Source organism: Sedimentibacter sp., from assembly GCF_032080165.1.
Taxonomy (GTDB): Bacteria; Bacillota; Clostridia; order Tissierellales; family Sedimentibacteraceae; genus Sedimentibacter.
This window is the reverse complement of sequence record NZ_DAMASY010000002.1, coordinates 257184-275262: the sequence shown is the minus strand read 5'-3', so window position 1 is coordinate 275262 and position 18079 is coordinate 257184. Positions and strand designations below refer to the sequence as shown.

Annotated in this window: 19 protein-coding genes; all 19 read right to left on the bottom strand. The window is 30.4% G+C overall.

What is annotated here, in order from left to right:
* Positions 1–2: 2 nt before the first annotated feature.
* Positions 3–1349, bottom strand: a complete 1347-nt coding sequence (locus RT412_RS03895) for a hypothetical protein (RefSeq protein ID WP_313346292.1) — start codon at positions 1347–1349, stop codon at positions 3–5.
* Between the two features lie 130 nt (positions 1350–1479).
* Positions 1480–2820, bottom strand: coding sequence for a hypothetical protein (locus RT412_RS03890; RefSeq protein WP_313346289.1), 1341 nt, complete (start codon positions 2818–2820; stop codon positions 1480–1482).
* A 179-nt stretch (positions 2821–2999) separates the two neighbouring features.
* Positions 3000–3206, bottom strand: a complete 207-nt coding sequence (locus RT412_RS03885; RefSeq protein WP_313346286.1) for a hypothetical protein — start codon at positions 3204–3206, stop codon at positions 3000–3002.
* Between the two features lie 34 nt (positions 3207–3240).
* Positions 3241–4368 (bottom strand): hypothetical protein, encoded by a 1128-nt coding sequence (locus RT412_RS03880; protein WP_313413100.1) that lies wholly within the window; start codon positions 4366–4368, stop codon positions 3241–3243.
* Between the two features lie 465 nt (positions 4369–4833).
* On the bottom strand, positions 4834–5025 hold the full coding sequence (locus RT412_RS03875) for a hypothetical protein (protein ID WP_313346280.1): 192 nt from the start codon (positions 5023–5025) through the stop codon (positions 4834–4836).
* 147 nt (positions 5026–5172) lie between these two features.
* Positions 5173–6513, bottom strand: coding sequence for a hypothetical protein (locus RT412_RS03870; protein WP_313346277.1), 1341 nt, complete (start codon positions 6511–6513; stop codon positions 5173–5175).
* 125 nt (positions 6514–6638) lie between these two features.
* Positions 6639–6845 (bottom strand): hypothetical protein, encoded by a 207-nt coding sequence (locus tag RT412_RS03865; protein WP_313346274.1) that lies wholly within the window; start codon positions 6843–6845, stop codon positions 6639–6641.
* A gap of 43 nt (positions 6846–6888) precedes the next feature.
* A complete protein-coding gene (locus tag RT412_RS03860; protein WP_313346272.1) occupies positions 6889–7146 on the bottom strand; it encodes a CXXX repeat peptide modification system protein in 258 nt (85 codons plus the stop codon).
* Positions 7147–7150: 4 nt separating this feature from the next.
* Complete coding sequence (locus tag RT412_RS03855) at positions 7151–9277, bottom strand: radical SAM peptide maturase, CXXX-repeat target family (RefSeq protein WP_313346270.1); 2127 nt, start codon at positions 9275–9277, stop codon at positions 7151–7153.
* Between the two features lie 33 nt (positions 9278–9310).
* Positions 9311–9985, bottom strand: a complete 675-nt coding sequence (locus RT412_RS03850; RefSeq protein ID WP_313346267.1) for a S8/S53 family peptidase — start codon at positions 9983–9985, stop codon at positions 9311–9313.
* Positions 9982–11667 (bottom strand): ABC transporter ATP-binding protein, encoded by a 1686-nt coding sequence (locus RT412_RS03845; RefSeq protein ID WP_313346265.1) that lies wholly within the window; start codon positions 11665–11667, stop codon positions 9982–9984. Before RT412_RS03845 ends, RT412_RS03850 begins: the two co-directional genes overlap by 4 nt.
* A gap of 37 nt (positions 11668–11704) precedes the next feature.
* Entirely contained in the window at positions 11705–11845 is a 141-nt protein-coding gene (locus RT412_RS03840; RefSeq protein ID WP_313346263.1) for a cyclic lactone autoinducer peptide, read from the bottom strand.
* Positions 11842–12417, bottom strand: coding sequence for an accessory gene regulator B family protein (locus tag RT412_RS03835; protein ID WP_313346261.1), 576 nt, complete (start codon positions 12415–12417; stop codon positions 11842–11844). Before RT412_RS03835 ends, RT412_RS03840 begins: the two co-directional genes overlap by 4 nt.
* A gap of 108 nt (positions 12418–12525) precedes the next feature.
* A complete protein-coding gene (locus RT412_RS03830; protein ID WP_313346259.1) occupies positions 12526–13842 on the bottom strand; it encodes a GHKL domain-containing protein in 1317 nt (438 codons plus the stop codon).
* Positions 13843–14574, bottom strand: a complete 732-nt coding sequence (locus RT412_RS03825; protein ID WP_313346257.1) for a LytTR family DNA-binding domain-containing protein — start codon at positions 14572–14574, stop codon at positions 13843–13845. It abuts the gene before it with no gap.
* Positions 14575–14727: 153 nt separating this feature from the next.
* Positions 14728–15924: an acetate kinase gene (locus tag RT412_RS03820; RefSeq protein ID WP_313346254.1), complete on the bottom strand. Its 1197-nt coding sequence runs from the start codon at positions 15922–15924 to the stop codon at positions 14728–14730.
* Positions 15925–16015: 91 nt separating this feature from the next.
* Positions 16016–16624 (bottom strand): histidine phosphatase family protein, encoded by a 609-nt coding sequence (locus tag RT412_RS03815; RefSeq protein ID WP_313346251.1) that lies wholly within the window; start codon positions 16622–16624, stop codon positions 16016–16018.
* Positions 16625–16626: 2 nt separating this feature from the next.
* Positions 16627–17361 (bottom strand): adenosylcobinamide-GDP ribazoletransferase, encoded by a 735-nt coding sequence (gene cobS / locus RT412_RS03810; RefSeq protein WP_313346249.1) that lies wholly within the window; start codon positions 17359–17361, stop codon positions 16627–16629.
* A complete protein-coding gene (gene cobU, locus RT412_RS03805) occupies positions 17343–17936 on the bottom strand; it encodes a bifunctional adenosylcobinamide kinase/adenosylcobinamide-phosphate guanylyltransferase (protein WP_313346246.1) in 594 nt (197 codons plus the stop codon). Before cobU ends, cobS begins: the two co-directional genes overlap by 19 nt.
* Between the last annotated feature and the right edge of the window lie 143 nt (positions 17937–18079).

The window sequence follows — 18079 nt, the reverse complement described above, 5'->3', positions numbered from 1 at the left end:
GCTCAATTACCGCTGATATTTAAATTAATGATGAAATCATCAGCCATTTTATCGAAATCTTCCAATGTTTTTTCATCCCTGATTATAGCTGCTGCCATATCTGCCACAAACATGTTTAATTTCCCGTAATAATGAACGCTGGAAAAAAAGTATGACATATCAACATTCCTTACTACTTCGTATCCCTTGGTCAAAACTTCATAAAGCTTTTGTTCCTCGTTTTTAGGATACAATTTAAGAGCTACTTTATTGCCATTTTCATCTGTAAGATTTTTCACACCCACATAGTTCCAATCTTCGTCAAACCCGATTAAATCTCTTGTTGAATCCAAATTTGTAATTACACCTTCAATTCCTCTCTCATACATAGATATTTGAAACCCGTCTCGTAACAATGTGTCAGCTATATTATATACATTGTCATTTTTACTGCTTTTTGATATAAACAAACAGGGCATAATAACACGATTATATATAGAAAAAAATTCACCGTTATTATCCAATAATACTATTGTATAATTCTCAATAGATGGACGGCTTCTGAAATCATTGTAGCATAAAGCCGAATAGTTGTACGGTAAACCGGAAAACTCGTACCCGGATTTTTCTTCAATAATTTTATAGTCATAATCAGCAGAATCATTGATAATATATTCATAGTCATAATTACTTTTTATATCATCTATCAGTTCACGGACAGCAGTAAGTGCCGCTGTTTTATCTATATATGTACCTTTTTGATCTCTTAAAATTTTTAAGTTGTTTTTTATGCTGTAATAGTCCACAAGCTCCCTGAATTCCTGTGAATTGAGCTTAAATTCAGCCCCATTTTCCTTCATCCTTTGCTTTATATCATAATACTCATCAAGTGAAATTACATTTTTTGGCTCTATGTTGTATTTTATCAAAGCATCATTATTGACAAAGTTAACTCGCAGTACTGTACACAAAGGAACACAATATTGATTTTTATAATTATTAAATACATTTTTATAGTTTTCTATTCTGTCATAGTCAGCAGCTTTATTTCTCAAAGCATACAAGCTTCCGGGCAAGTCGAATGTCATATCTAAATCCCCATGTTCAATAGCAAGATTTCTTTTAAGAACATAATCATCGTAGCTTATATCAGAATATGAAAATTGCTTAATATCTACTTCCATATCATCTAAGTTAGCTTGAAACAATATACTTTCTATAGCTTTTTCAACAATAAGATTAAAAATAGTATCATCCTCCTGTTTATACCACCAGATTTTCACAACATCCCTTTCCTCACCCGTTTGTTCAGAGCATGAAGTCAAGATAGCTATCAAAATGACAGATAAAAACAGATATATTTTTTTCATGTCAGAAATTCCCCTTCCCATAATTTGCTATATGAAAATTATACCATATATCAAATGGCTTGTCTAATTTTCTACAAAAATGCAGTAAATTATCTAAATACATTATAGTACATTTTAAATTACATCTTCTTTAATTATACAAAACATTAAATCTTGTAAGATACTCGTCAGCGCTTCTGTTGAAATCCTCTTCACTATAACTGGGGTCTTCCACCATTTTTAATGCTTCATTTCCTATAAAAGCCCGAATAGCTATCCTGTATTCAGAGGGTGTGAAAAATTTTTCAGTATCGGTATTTTTGAATATTTCGTATGCCTCCTGTACAACAGGCATTAATTCTTTTATATCTTTTCCTGTAAGATTTCTATTATATATTTTTGTTTTTCCCGGTTCATATTTGTAGCTGCGATCATCATTATAGCCTGTATCCCTTCTCACATTAGGTGTATCTGTTATGGTGCTGTAAGTTAATGTATTATTATATACACTGCTCTGAAATTTGTCGCTTAACAGATAATCCGCTATTTTGTACGTACTCTCCTTTGAGGAATTTTTATTAATTATCATACACGGAACACGAAGCATTGTGTTTTCTAAATCATTTTCAATAACAACAGCATAATCCTCAAACGGAGGAGTTATATCATATGTAAATGACAGAAATTTTAAAGGTTGATATTGCCCTCTTTGAGAAAATGGACGTCCCAATATTTCATCATATATAATTCTATCATAATTGGTATTACGCTCTATCTCTTTATTTATTGTGTATATGTCAAATTTATAATTTTCAGTTATGTCCTCTGCTATTTCCTGTATCGTTTTCATAGAGGCCTGTCTATTGATTGTGAATTGTCCGTTTTCGTTTATCATTTTAAGATTGTTTTTATTTATATAATAATATAGAAGTTGGATATGCTCCTCTGCATCGTATTTGAACCTTGCTCCAGCTGCTTTAAGCTTTTGTTTTATTTCATAATACTCATTAATAGTAATATATTTGTCAGATTCAATTCCATATGCTTCAAGCACCTGTTTGTCCAAAATTATAGTAGTCATTCGGCTTGTCAAAGGTACAAAATGATGCCCTTTAAAATTGTCAAATACATTATCATAATTTGACAATTTTGTATAATCATCCGCATATTTTTCTATCTGATGCATTCCGCTACGCATATCACCTATAATTATATCAGCATCCCCATGCTCTAATGCTAAATTTCGTTTTAACATATAATCTTCTTCCGTCATTTCGTCATCGGTATACACTATGACTTCTATCTCAATGCTATTTTCTTCAGCATAATATAATATACGACTCTCCATAAGATCCTTCAATTCATTGTCGCCATAATAGTCCTTATACCTATACATCCAAATTCTAACCGTTTCATCTTCCACCTGCTGGCTGCATGATATCAATAACAATGCAATTAATATAACAATTATTATAATTACGTATTTTTTCATAATTCCCCCATAACCTGATAATAATGTTTATTGTCTAATTATACCTTATATTAAGATTCGTAATGAATTCATCAATACTTGTACTCAAGACGTTTTCTCCCGCCCCGTCTTTTCCATCCAATATATAATGAACAATAAATCCTCTGAGATCAGGTTTTAGAAAGTTGTCTGTATAGATGTTATCTGACGTCATTATTCTCAGTGCTATTTTCTTCAGCATAATATAATATACGACTCTCCATAAGATCCTTCAATTCATTGTCGCCATAATAGTCCTTATACCTATACATCCAAATTCTAACCGTTTCATCTTCCACCTGCTGGCTGCATGATATCAATAACAATGCAATTAATATAACAATTATTATAATTACGTATTTTTTCATAATTCCCCCATAACCTGATAATAATGTTTATTGTCTAATTATACCTTATATTAAGATTCGTAATGAATTCATCAATACTTGTACTCAAGACGTTTTCTCCCGCCCCGTCTTTTCCATCCAATATATAATGAACAATAAATCCTCTGAGATCAGGTTTTAGAAAGTTGTCTGTATAGATGTTATCTGACGTCATTATTCTCAGTGCCTCATAGGATTTCTCCATCATTTCAAACAGCCGCTCTTCGCTGTTTTTATCGTAATACCTGTTTATTCTAATTATATTACCATTGGCATCAACAGATTTTTTACCCGTATAATTTCCATTTTTCTCAAAGCCAATATAGTTCATAACAAAATCACTATTTGATATAACACCAAACCCCTCATCATAAACAAGGCATTGAAACCCGTCTCCAAAAAGTGAACCGGCTATCTTATACACATTATCATTTCCTGAATTTTTATTGATAAAAAGCCATGACAATTCATTCACGCTTGCTGTTCTCGTATGTTCTTCATTTGAAATTGCTATGGTATAATTCTCTATAATAGGCTCACCTCGATACGATTCTGTATTCATTGCGGGAAGCCCTGTAATATATGTAAGATTTTTGCCATAATTCATATCGTAGACCAAGTAATCATTTTCGGAATTAACCTTTATTTCATTATTCTCATAATACTTGTCCATATCCTCGAGTATTTCGTTTATGGTATTTACCATAATATCCTTGTCTACGGTCAACATGCCATCTTCTCTGTATATTTTCACATTATTTTTCAAAATGTAGTAGTTTATTAGCTCGTGAAGCTCGGTTCCGTTTAAACTGAACTTAGCTCCTTTTTCTTTCATTTCCTGCTTCATACGGTAGTAATCTTCAACCATAATTACCTTATCCGTATTTACTCCATACTTGTCAATTAATTCATTATCCACAAATATAGCATTCATACTATAAGCTATAGGAACACAGAATCCTTCACCAAAATGTCCTGTTATATTTTCGTAATTTTCAAGCTTGCTGTAATCTCCGGCATGCTTTCTTATGGGATACAGAGAATACATATTATCCAAAATTATATCCGCATCTCCATGTTCTATGGCAGAATTTCGTTTAAGAATATAATCATTGTTACTCAAATCCTTATAAGAATATTTCACAACTTCAATTTCTATTTCATTGATTTCAGCAAATCTTTCAATATATTCAATTGCTTTTTCCGATACCGTAGCATAACCGTCAGAGCCCTCGTATTCATAGTATCATATCCTGACTGTTTCATCTTCTTGCTTAGTATTAGCACATGAAATTAATAGCAAAATAGCTGCTATCATGACAAGTAATTTTATATTTTTAAATTTGTTATTGGTTTTTCTCATCATCTCATCTTCCCATAATTAACCTTATCTTGTAATATTAACTATTATATTCCTTATCAATTTCAAATACAAGAAAACGTTAATCTTTTATTCCGCAATCAACAACGTACTCAAATCAAGGTAAAACTGTACTGATGAATTACATTGCCTTTACCATAACAAACAGTTCCGTGAATATTTGTATATTAATATCAATTCTTAAAAAATAATCATGTTGGTATTTAAATTAATCACATTATAAAAACTCTAATTCCATTTTGCTCCCGAACCACATTTATCTCCACAGGCCGAGTAACAAGTACCTGAACATCTGCCAGTACAATTAAAAGTACAACTGTTAGTAAACACACCTCTCCGACCACTTGGCGGTAATTGTATGACATAACCTTTTACATCTTTTCTTAATATTTTTATATTTTCTGATAACAAATGCTTCATATTCATTCTCCCTCTTATAATTTTTACCAACATGATTATATGCAATAATTAATATATTACTTATACACTTTTATATAATCACAATACATGTTTAAAAATTTCACAAAACTTTTTAGTTTTTTATAAAATATCCGTTAAATAAAATATTTAATTGTAATTTATATTGATCTCTTTAATGAAATCATCAATTTCTTTATCAATATTTACTTCTTCAAATTTGGATTTTTTATCAACTATCACATCAAAAATGAAATCCTCTAATTCAGGCTTAAGCAATGCATAATCATAAATATCTTCGGTGTTTTTTTCCCTCAAGGCTTTGTATGCCTTTTCCATCATTTCAAAAAGCTGTTCTTCGCTGTCTTTGTCATAATACTTGTTTTTTCTGAGTATATTGCCGCTATCATCAACAAACTTTTCTCCCGTATACCTTCCATCTAATTCAAAACCCATGTGTTCCATAACATAATCAGTATTTGTTACAATACCTTTTCCATAACTAAAATAATTAAGATATTGGAATCCATCACTAAAAAGCGAACCTGCTACTTTAAACAAATTTTCATTTGTTGAGTTTTTATTAATGAAAACGCATTGTGGGAATTTGTTCCAATGAGAAAGGCTATACTCTTCGTCAATTAAAGCTATTGTATAATCCTTTATAATCGGTTCACCCCTATATTCATTAACATTAAGAGCCGGAAGAACACGATCATACGCCAGTGTTTTGTTTGAATTTATATCATAAATCAAATAGTCATCTACCCAATTCCCTCCTACTTCATCTTCTTCATAATATTTATCAATATCATTATATATTTCATTAAAAGTATTTATCATCAAGTCCTTATCCACAGTAAATATTCCATTGTCACTATATATCTTAAGGTTGTTTTTAAGAACATAATAATCTATCAACTCATATAGCTCTGTCTCAATCAGCTTAAACCTTGCTCCATTTTCCTTCATCTCTTGTTTCATCTCATAATAATTTATTAAACTGATAATCCTGTCCGTCTTTACTCCATATATATCCAAAACTTCATTTTTTACAAATATCGCAGGCATAACATAGGATATGGGAATACAGTATCCTTCTCTGAAGCTTTCTATTATATTTTCATAATTTTCAAGCTTGCTGTAGTCGTCTGCATATTTTCTAATACGGTACAAGGAAACAATGTGATCCAACAATATATCTGCATCACCATGTTCAATAGCTAAATTTCGTTTCAAAACATAATCATCGAAGCTCATATCCTTATAAGAATACTTAGATACCTCTATATTTATATCATTTATTTCGGCAAATCTATCCATATACTCAATTGCTTTTTCTATTATTCCACCGTTAGGGTTAAATTCATACTCATAGTACCATATATTTACTACTTCATCTTCTTGCTCAGCACAAGAAGTTAATATTAAGATACTTGCTGTAATCATAAATAATCTTATATATTTAAGTTTTTTATTAATTTTACTCATCTCCTTTCGTATAGATTCCTTCCTATTTTAATAAATACTTAACATTGTAATTTTATTGAAAACAAATACATATATATAATCATGTTGGTATAATTTAATCTATAATTTTAACGGCTGTCCTCTATTTAGTCCCATCTACTTCCAGACCCACAGCTTTCTCCACAAGTTGATTTACAACCTATCTTACATCCGTACTCACAATCTGTCTTACATGCCACTCCACACATTAAAGTACAATCACCACCGCCACAATTACTTCTAAACAAACTTGTACTAAATCCCGTAACATCTTTTTTAAATTTATTACTTTTTCTTGATAATATGTGTTTCATATATACCTCCATCTTATTAACCAACATGATTATATAAACAAAATTAATTATTATATAAAAAACCATCCATAAAATCAAAATAGTAACAAGAACCATCTTTGTCCTCGAGCCTATATTTATGTTTTATATCACTCCACCAATTATGAATACTTACTTGATTTTTTTCTATGTCCGAATTTAATTTGAATTTAAGTTCGTTATCGCATACTATTTCATTCAACTCAATTAAAGAATTTTTCCTTTCAATTAAATTTACAAATGTTTCCTTTTCCGTTTCTGTAACCATTAAAAGTTTTTCCATAATCCTACCATCCTTTCTCAGCCTTTAATTTTTCAATAGGATCCATATAATCAATCTTATTTATAAAATTGATTGGATCTAACAAATCTGCCTTTATGAGCTTTAATTCCAAATCTCTTGAAACATTCCTTTCCGTATGGCTAACTATACACTGCATACGTGAAGGTGTATTAATTTCGGTTGTAAGTTTTTTATTTAAGAATAAACATCTTCTGCACTGATATGAATCACAGCTACTACATATATAAGAGCTATCAATAGCTAATAAATCAGGTCTAACTATATTTATTCCCGAATCTATATCCCCTATATATTCTTCTTCATCATTGAAATAAAAAGCAGGACATATATATATTTTTCCGTTGGGTGCTACGGTAAATGAATCAATACCACTTCCGCATCCTTTAATATCCTCATTTTCAAAAATATCAGTGAGAACATTTAATTCAATTTGATTACCTTTCTCAAGTATTTTATAAACTTCTTCTGATATTAATTCAAGTTGTTTTTTATACTTATTAATATCATCTTCAATCCAATATTCCAAATCTGATATAATAATATTTATTCTATTTAAATTTTTACTTATCATCATGTCATTTATTATGTCTGATAATTTGTCAATATTTTGTTTAGATATTAGCAATATATTATTTTCTGCTATATTTCCATTCAATTTATTATCATGTACTGCTATATATGCTTTGTCATTTCCTCCTATTTGCATATAACCTTCCGTATTAAATCTATCACCTAACAAAACAGGTTGAAAATAGTTGTCATTACAAAACTTAATTACTTTATCAAATACTTCATCGGTCATTTTTCTATTTGTCTTTTTATTATTTTTATAATTACAATGGGGCTCTACGTTATCATTAGTCATAATTAATATGAACTTATTGTCGTTTTCTTCCAATAAATCATCCCTGTTTCTTCTGATTTCCTTCCTTGGATTTTCAATGTTTAACTTATTAGACAACTTTTCCCAAAAATATTCATTTGCTCTTATATTTGCTTTCCACATATCACATAAATATATAGCTCTGTTAAATAGTGTTTTTCCTTCTGCATCATCATAATTATATCCAGTGCACCATGGACATCCTACACTAACTGTACAATCTAAACATTTCTCTTGCGATTGATTTTTTGTAATTAAATTTCTAAAAGGTCTAATCAAATCCTCATTTATACCATTAGATATGTCTCCAATTTTATATCCATTTGTATTATTGAGAGTAAAGGGTGTGAATCTTATACATGGATATATATCTCCTTTATGATCAATTGACAGCATATGCCCTGCTCCACAATAATTCCTGTATAATTCTTCTTTATTCATGGGAAATCCGACATTGGGGTCGAAAAATCGAACCGAATACTCACTCCATAATTCATTATTCAATATGTAGTCTGCTAATTCAGTAAGTTGTGTTTCGTATATTTCGGCATCTCCATCCTCCCATACATCCTCAAATACTACATTAGCTGCTACGGTTTTAATTCCCATATCCCATAAAGCTATGACACTGTCTTTAATATGTATCAAATCATCATGGGCAAATGTGGCTTTTGTTGAAGCATCCGGAAATTGCTTAATCCATAAAGGTACTACTCTTGTAACATCATCGAACGAGCCTGTCCCATCTTCTCTGACTCTTTGAGCATCATGTTTTACTTTATTTCCATCTACGCTTATCCCTATTGATACATGCCGTTTATTTTTTTCTATATATTTTTGTACAGCAGGAGTATCATAAGTAAGACCATTTGTGGAAAAGGAAAATCTATAGCTATCAAACCATTTGTGTCCGCGTTTATATGTTTCGAGTTTTATGTAATCGCATATCTTGTCTATCAACTCTATTTCTAAAAAAGGTTCTCCGCCTATAAAATCCCATATAACGCTTTCCTTGTCTTTGAAATATCCATTTTCTTCTGACAGAACAAAATCCACTGCTTTTTTTGCCGTCTCAAAGCTCATGCGGCTGTTGCTGTTTTTACCTGTCATATAGCAATATCTGCATCTTAGATCACAGGCTTCTGTAACCCCAAGTGTTATAGTTTGAGCGCTTGTGCCTCCCCATGATTCATGCATTTTCCCCATTTTTATATTATCTACGTTCATTTTTACCTCCTTATATTTTTATTTTAGATTAAATTATATCTTATTGATTACTGCCTTATGTGAAATTCCTATATTTTCATCTGTAATAAGTGAAATTTTTCCGGCTATATAAGCTGACGCCATACTGTTACCGTACATTATATTTTCGCATTCCGAACCGTCTAAGCTATATGTATAAATACTGCATCCCGGTGCATAATATATGTTTCGTTTACAGGCATATTGATTGGAAAAATTCTCTTTTCCAAAATGCGATATGCTTTTTACCCCAATCACGCCTTTTATCATTGCAGGAAATGTAATCTTCCCGCTGTTATCGTATGCTGCCACTACATGTATATTATTTTTTACAGCCTTTCTTATAAGCTTTATCATTCGAATTATGTATTTCAAGCTATTTGTGCCCAAGCTTAAATTTATTACATCGGGTTTTATCTCAATTGCCCTTTCAATTGATTTCAGCAATATATATCCGTTTGTTTCTAAATTGTCATCAAGAATGTTTATATCGATTATTTGAGCATCCGGATTAATGCTTGCTATTATATCCGCTACTGCTGTTCCGTGCGGATTATTACATTCGAAACCGTCTTTCTCAGATATGTTGTTATTTTTGTCTATATATAGCGATAATGACTTTATTACATTAAGATTGTTTTTTGCATATTTCTTATTTATACCACTATCAATTATAACTACCTTGCTCATACTGCTTTATCCCTTACTTCTGTTCGTATTATTTCGCCGGCATCCATAAATAATATCTGGTCATATATATCAAACATAGATTCATCATGTGATATAATAATTATGGTATGCTCATCAGAAAGCTCGTAAAATATTTCTTTTATTTTTTTTGTAGTTTCAAAATCGATTGACGATGTGATTTCATCAAATATCATTATTTTTGAATTACTGAGTATGCTTCTTGAAAGCACTAATTTCTGCCTTTGTCCTCCCGACAATTCTGCTCCGTTTTCTCCTATCACTGTATCATAGCCTTCTTTAAGCGATATGATGTATTCGTGGATTCCTGCCTTCCTGCATGCATATACAATTTCATCGCTTGTAGCATCAGGCTTAACAAGTAAAAGGTTGTCCTTAATTGATGTATTAAACAAAAATGAATTTTGTATTGAAGGAAAAATACATTTTTTCAGAACTTCTTCTGAAATGTATTTTATATCAACGCCATCCAATGTTACCTTTCCTTCATCAACATAATATAATCCAAGCATCAGATTAATCGTTGTTGTTTTTCCGCATCCGTTTCTGCCTACAATCCCTGTTATTGTATTTGGTTTTATAGCAAAATTTATATTTTTGAGTATATCGTCTGTTCCGTTATAACTAAAATTAACATTATTAAATTTAATAGTTCCTTCTATATCGCTTATATCATTTCTTGGTATAAATAAATAATCGTTATCATCAAAAGAGTTATACATTCTTTCGATAGATGTTAGCATGGTCTGAAGCCTGATATTAATATTAAGTATATTCATATATGCGTTGGAGAATTGTTTTTCATAAGATGTAAATGCTATAAAATATTCATAAGCCAATGTTCCGTTTAATATCATAATTCCGCCAACGAGTAAAATTGAAATGTCCATAATTAAATTAAAAATATCTCCAAAGGATGAATAACCGTTGTTGTATAATGCCATTTTCATGTTTGAATCATAAACATTTTTAGTTAGATTTCTGTATTTCTCAATTATATTTTTATAAATTCTCATTGCCTTGATTTCAAACATTCCGCCTACTATCTGCTGAACAAAGCCATAGTATTTATCATGAACCTTCAAATTTTCTTCATTTAATTTTCTTATTTTTTTACCGAATTTTGATACCACAAATGCAATAAACGGAGTACCTGTCAGGATAATAGACGCCAGATATAAATTCATTCTTATCATGACAATCCCGACAATTATAATTTTTATTAAATTTGTCGAAATACTAAATATAATTTCTATCATTCCGTTAGCAACTGTAGATGTATCTTTTTCTAATCTGTTAAAAAGCTCACCATTGCTTAACTTTGTAATATTTCCTATTGATAAGCCCAAGACCTTACTATACATGTCCTTTTTTACTTCAAGAACAATTGATTCGTTAAGCTTTTGCCGTAGATATTTTTCACAAAAATCTACTATCATATTAATGAGAATCGCAATAACTATATAAGATAAATACAAATAAAAATCATTAATATTTCTATCGAACAAGGCGACAACTATTTTCCCCCATAAAATTGGATGAACTATTTGAACTGCTATGTTAATCAGAACAAGAATTTCTATTATTATTATTTTTCTTATTGACAGTAAGAAATATTTTTTAAGATTTTTCAAGAGCTTTAAATCCTCTTTTATTGAAATCATAGGTATAATATCTCCTCTTCAACAAATTATAGTAATTTTATTTTTCTATCCTCTCAATAACTTTAGGTTCTTTTGGTTGATACATATTCCACTGAGACGTAGTACCTGCCGCTGTTTGTGCGGTTTTCTTAATTTGTACTACAATATTTTTTAAAATTATGTGTTTTAATTCTTTCATTGTTTTCTCTCCTTTAGTTTTTGAATTATCATTAAAGCAGTCACTGAAAGTATTGTAACTGCAATATTGTAATAATAGTTTACATCATTTACTTTCATGAATATTGAAATTGTAATCAATATTACAAAAATTATTAAGGTTATTTTTTTATTTTTAAGCTTCTGTGAGTTACTCAACTTTTTATTTATATTATCGATAGGAGCAAATCTTAATATAATAACAAAACTTATACAAATAAGTCCGACAGTCAAAACATCTTTATATTTTGCTTGCGTATATATAACGGCAGCTTCAGTTAATAAAAATATTGATATAAAATATAAATTACATTTTAAATATGAATTAGCATGATATCCACCACTGTACTGTCTCAAAATTATAAAACAAAACAGAAAAATTAATGAATCCGTAAGATGATCAGAAATGATTCCAAAGAATAATATGATTGAAATTCCAAGAATAGATGAAATAATAAGTTGTAAGCCATATATGTAAATATCTATTTCATCTACTTGTATTAAATTGTTTTTGATAAAAAAAACTGCTACATTTTTAGATATTTTATTAATCATGAGAATCATCTCCAATTAATATCTTATTTCAAATGTAGCAGATATTTTTTATTATGTAAATGTATGGGTGTATACGTTTGGTACTCCTCTGTATAAGTTTGGCAAATATTAAACTAATAACATAACTTTACATATGAATTCGTCATTTTCTTCTTCGTATGTTACAAAACCGTTATATTTTTCGACAATTTTTTTCACGTTTTTTATGCCAAGACCATGATTTATTACATCTTTTTTTGTTGAATTTAATTGTGGATTGTTTTTCAATATAGATTCACTGACTGTATTTTTTATAGTGATTAATAAATATGAATGTGCTTTTTTGGCTTCGAGGTATATTTCTTTCCTGCCGTGAGCGCATTCACAGCCCTCAATTGCATTATCAAATATATTTCCTATCAATGATACCAAATCATCGTCTTCCATGCTATTGTCAAGCGAACACATGATATTATAAATTACGGATATACCTTTATCCGTTGCCTCAGTCAACTTGGCATTCACTACCGCATCAAATGCAAATCTTCCTGTATTAATCAGTTTGTGCATGCTGTCAATTTTTTCTATCATATTGTCAGCATACGATATACCTTCCTCATAGCTTCCCTTTGAAAAAATTTCTTTTAAATATATTATCCGGTTTTTCATGTCATGCCTGATAGCCCGGATTTCTTCGTTCAAAGCATTTGTCTTTGTAACATATTCGAGCTGCAAAGAATTTTTTTGTTTAAGAAGACGATTTTCAGTTTGAAGACTGTATTCTCTATCTAGTTTTGCAAGCAGTGCATAGAAAACTAGATTTATTACAATCATACCGATAAACGACAATAACAGGTAAAAAGTATTCCTGTCATTTAGCTCTAACTCAATGGAAACTTCCGTAATAACAACCATTACAGCAATTGTAATTATAGGTACAGCGGTAAATGATGTAACCGTAATAGCATTAATATTGGAAATTCCTTTAGCTTTCATCCTAACAAGAATTCTGGTTACAATAAATAGTATTATTTTTGAAACAATAAGACATGCAAATCTATATGTACTGAATTCAGTCATTAATTCTTCGATTCTTACATTAAATATTATTCCAAAAATTAGAGATGTTAAAAAATTAACTCCTATCATTATAAGCATTATCATTACACATGAAAAAAATCTGTAAAAAAATTTTCCTTTTAATGCTATTAAGCTATAGATAAATAGTATGATTAACGTAAAGTATGCCATGAGGTCAGGAAAATCCGGCAAGTAATAAAAAATTTCGGCATTTATCATCAACAATAAAAAAGCAATTCCAAAAGCAATATACTGTTTTCTTCCAATGTATTTTGTTTCGCTCATCTTAGTGACAAATTCCACGGCTATAAAAGATTCGAAGACATTAACAGAAAATTCAATTATTTTAATGAATAATATATCCATTTATATCCCCCCTGAACCCATACGACCATAATAGTTTAAAAAACCTTCCTTTAGCGCATTCATTCTGCTCCTGCTTACCGGAATGTTGTAGTTTTGAATTACAGTGACGCTGCTTTTATTTATTTTGAAAATATATTTAAGATTAACGAGGTATTTTTCATGGGCTCTTACAAATCCTTGCTCTGACAATTCGATTTCCCTTTTATTTATACTATCTTTATATTTGTATACTAATCCATCTGTTGTATTTATAATAATATAATTACCCTTGCTTTCGATGTATGCAATTTCATCAATAAGAAGCTTATAATGAATCCCTTCTATTTTAAAATTAAGCATATAATCATTTCTTGAAAGCTCTTTTATTATGTCTTCAACAATACTTGAAATCTCCTCTTTCAGTTTGAGTTTCCTGATAAAGCCAAACGGATGGGCTTCAAAAGATTTATATACAAGCTCGTCCTTGCCTGTTACAAAAATAATCAGTGATTTTGGATTCTGTTTCTTAATTATTCTTGCAGTTTCTATTCCGTCTAATTTTGGCATATCTATATCAAGAAAAATTACATCAAAACTGCTTGTCCTGTTTAATTCAAGCAATAGCTTAGGTTCATTGAATACGGTTATATCAACATTCATTCCCGATTTTTCAAATTCTCTTTTAATTGATTGCGAAATATGAGATAGTGCAAGTTCTTCATCATCACAAACAGCTACAAAATATTTATTCATTTTTGCATCCCCTTATATGTAATTATATAATATTAATGAGTTATATTCAATATTATTCGATAAATTATTACATTTGAAGCAACAAAAAAACGGTCTTTCGACCGTTTAAATGATGAGATTCCTCGCTTCGCTCAGAATGACAGAATATGGAATTTATTTACTTGCAAGCATTTTAGTATCTCTTGCTATCATTAGTTCTTCGTTTGTTGGTATAACAAATACTTTTACTTTTGATCCTTCTTTTGATATTTCTACTTCCTTACCTCTTATATCATTTCTGCAATCATCGATTTCAATTCCAAGGAATTCTAAGCCTTTACAAATATTACATCTGTTAGAAGCAGAATTTTCTCCTAAGCCGGCAGTGAATACTATTACATCCAATCCACCCATAGCTGCCGCATATGAACCGATATATTTTCTTACGGTGTAGTCGAATTTTTCTAAAGCAAGCTGAGCTCTTTTATTGCCTTGTTCTGCCGCAGCTTCAATATCTCTGAAGTCGCTGCTTACTCCCGAAATTCCTAATACGCCTGATTTTTTATTCATTAAATTATCAACTTGTTCAGCTGTCATTTTCTTATTGTTAATCAAATATGTAACAATTGCAGGGTCTATATCTCCGCATCTTGTTCCCATTACAAGACCTTCAAGAGGAGTCATCCCCATAGTTGTGTCGAAGGATTTTCCGTCTTTTATAGCTGTTAAACTTGCACCGTTACCTAAATGGCAAGTTACTATTTTCATGCCTTCTAAGCTTTTTCCGGTTAAAGCAGCAACTCTTTCAGAAACATATTTGTGTGATGTTCCGTGAAAGCCGTATCTTCTGATTCCCATTTCTTCATATAATTCATAAGGCAGCGGATATATGTATGATTCCGCAGGCATTGTCTGATGGAATGCAGTATCGAATACTCCTACCATTGTAACATTTGGCAGTAATTCTTTGCATGCTTCTATACCAATGATGTTTGGCGGGTTGTGCAATGGTGCAAGTTCAATACATTCTTTCATTGCATTTACAACTTCTTCAGTAATTAATACTGATCCGGCAAATTTCTCTCCTCCATGAACTACCCTGTGTCCGACTGCATCCACTTCACCTAAATCTTTTACCGCACCATGGTTTTCGTCAACCAATGCTTTTAATACAAGGTTAATAGCATCCTTATGATTTTTCATCACTTCTTCAATAACTACTTTGTCCTGACCTGTTTTTTCGTGTTTTAAAACACTTCCTTCAATTCCTATTCTTTCAACAAGACCTTTAGCCAAAACACTTTCATCATTCATGTTGATTAACTGATATTTTAATGATGAACTTCCGCAGTTAATTACTAATACATTCATGTTTTCCTCCAAGTTTATAATTTATATAAAATCTTTTAGATTTTAAGCTGATTTAAATCATTCTAAACGCTTCTGTTATTCGGAATGCAGATTATTGATGAGATTCTTCTCTACGTTCGGATGACATATTCTTAATTATTTTTTCTATTTTGCCATTGTTTTTATCTAATACGATAATATCACAATTTTTTATCATATAATCCCACAAATTATTATCGTCTGCAATATCAAGATACAATAATATCGATTGTATAACTCCAAAATGTGTAACTATCAATGAGCTATCCGGCACTTTATCTACGAATGAAGAAATTCTATTTACAATGTCATCGTATGACTCACCTTCGGGGAATTTATATCTATGCTTATATGATATCCAATTTTCTGATTCTTCTCTGTGGTTTTCTCTTATTTCATCCCATGTCATATTTTCAAAAAGTCCGAAATTAACTTCAATTAAACTATTCTCTATTATAATTTCATTCACATCAATATTATTTACGTCACAAATTATTTTAGCAGTATCGTTAGCTCTTTTTAAAGGGCTTGAATAAGCATAATCAATTTTATATGGCTTTAAATTATTACCTGCTATTGCTGCTTGTTTTCTGCCTTTAGCTGACAGCTCCACATCCGTTATACCGCTGAATCTGTTTTGTATGTTTGCTTCTGACTCTCCGTGTCGAACTAAGTATATCATAATTATCCCTTTAGAAAAAGTATTATAGTCATAAAAATTATTTGGCTTATTTCTAAAACAAAACCACAGGTATCACCTGTCATGCCGCCTATCTTATCTTCTATTTTGCAGGATATGAAATAGGATATCATCAGGGTTGCAAATACAGAAGTTAAAAATATCAATCTGTTTGGAATTAACAAAATAAAAAACAATGCTACCAATAAATTTATTATTAAAACATTATTATTGATTGATTCAATAAACAATGTTCCCATGCCTTTTGAATTCTTGGCATATTTTTTACCCCAAGATGCAACGATGACACTTGCTCGTCCCACAACAGGCATCATAAATACAGTAAATATATCGGCGTAAGAAAATAGAATGATTTGAGAAAATACCACTAAAATCAGGCTCAGTACGCCGAATGAACCAATGTGAGAATCACTCATAATTTCAAATATGCGTTCCCCTGTTCTTCCTGAAAATATACCGTCTGATGTATCTGCAGTGCCATCAAGGTGTATGCCGCCGGTTATAATAATATAAGCTATAGTAAGTATAAGACCTTTGAAAAGTGTAATATATATATTGTTAAAAATTAGATATACTATTACTAAAAAAAAACCTATAACAGCACCCATAAGGGAATATAAGGATAATCCCTTTACATAGCTTTCTTCATCATATTCAATTTTATTACCAACCGGAATTCTTGTAAAAAAAGAGATAAGAATTAGAAATCCTCTTGCCATTTTATCATTTCCCCTCTGTGCTTAAGCTTTATAGGCATACCTGATAAAACAAAATACATAAAATCTGATGTATGAGTTATTTTTTGATTTATTCTACCACTTATATCCCTGAAATAATTTCCCATATAGTAAGGGGGAACTACACCCAGACCTGTTTCATTTGAAACCATAATTAATTTTTTATTGTTAGCTTTACAAACATTTATTAACGATAAAATTTCTTCAGTTATTTTTATTTCTAAATTGTTTACTTCTTCAGGCAAGCAAGTATCAAAATTGATTTTACTGTCAAACATATAGTTTCCTATTAATGTAGTCAAACAATCAATCAATACAACCTCGCTATCCATGAATTCTTTATATTCAGCTAATCTCTCAAAATCTGAATACATTTCAATTGTACTCCAGGATTTCGGACGTTGTTCCCTGTGCTTTTTAACTCTTTCAGCCATTGACTCATCTGTAACTACTGCGGTTGCAATATATACAACCCTTTCGCCATATTCCTTTGCCTTTAATTCCGCATATGTACTTTTTCCGCTTCTTGCTCCGCCTATTATAAAAGTTAAACTCATTTTATCACCATTTGCTAAATATTTACCATAACCTTGTATATTATATCATTGTTATGTAAAAAATCAAATAGAAATAATAGAAAAAATAATACATATTCAATCATAAAGGTCTGAGTTCATCGTTGCCGATGATACAGACCTTT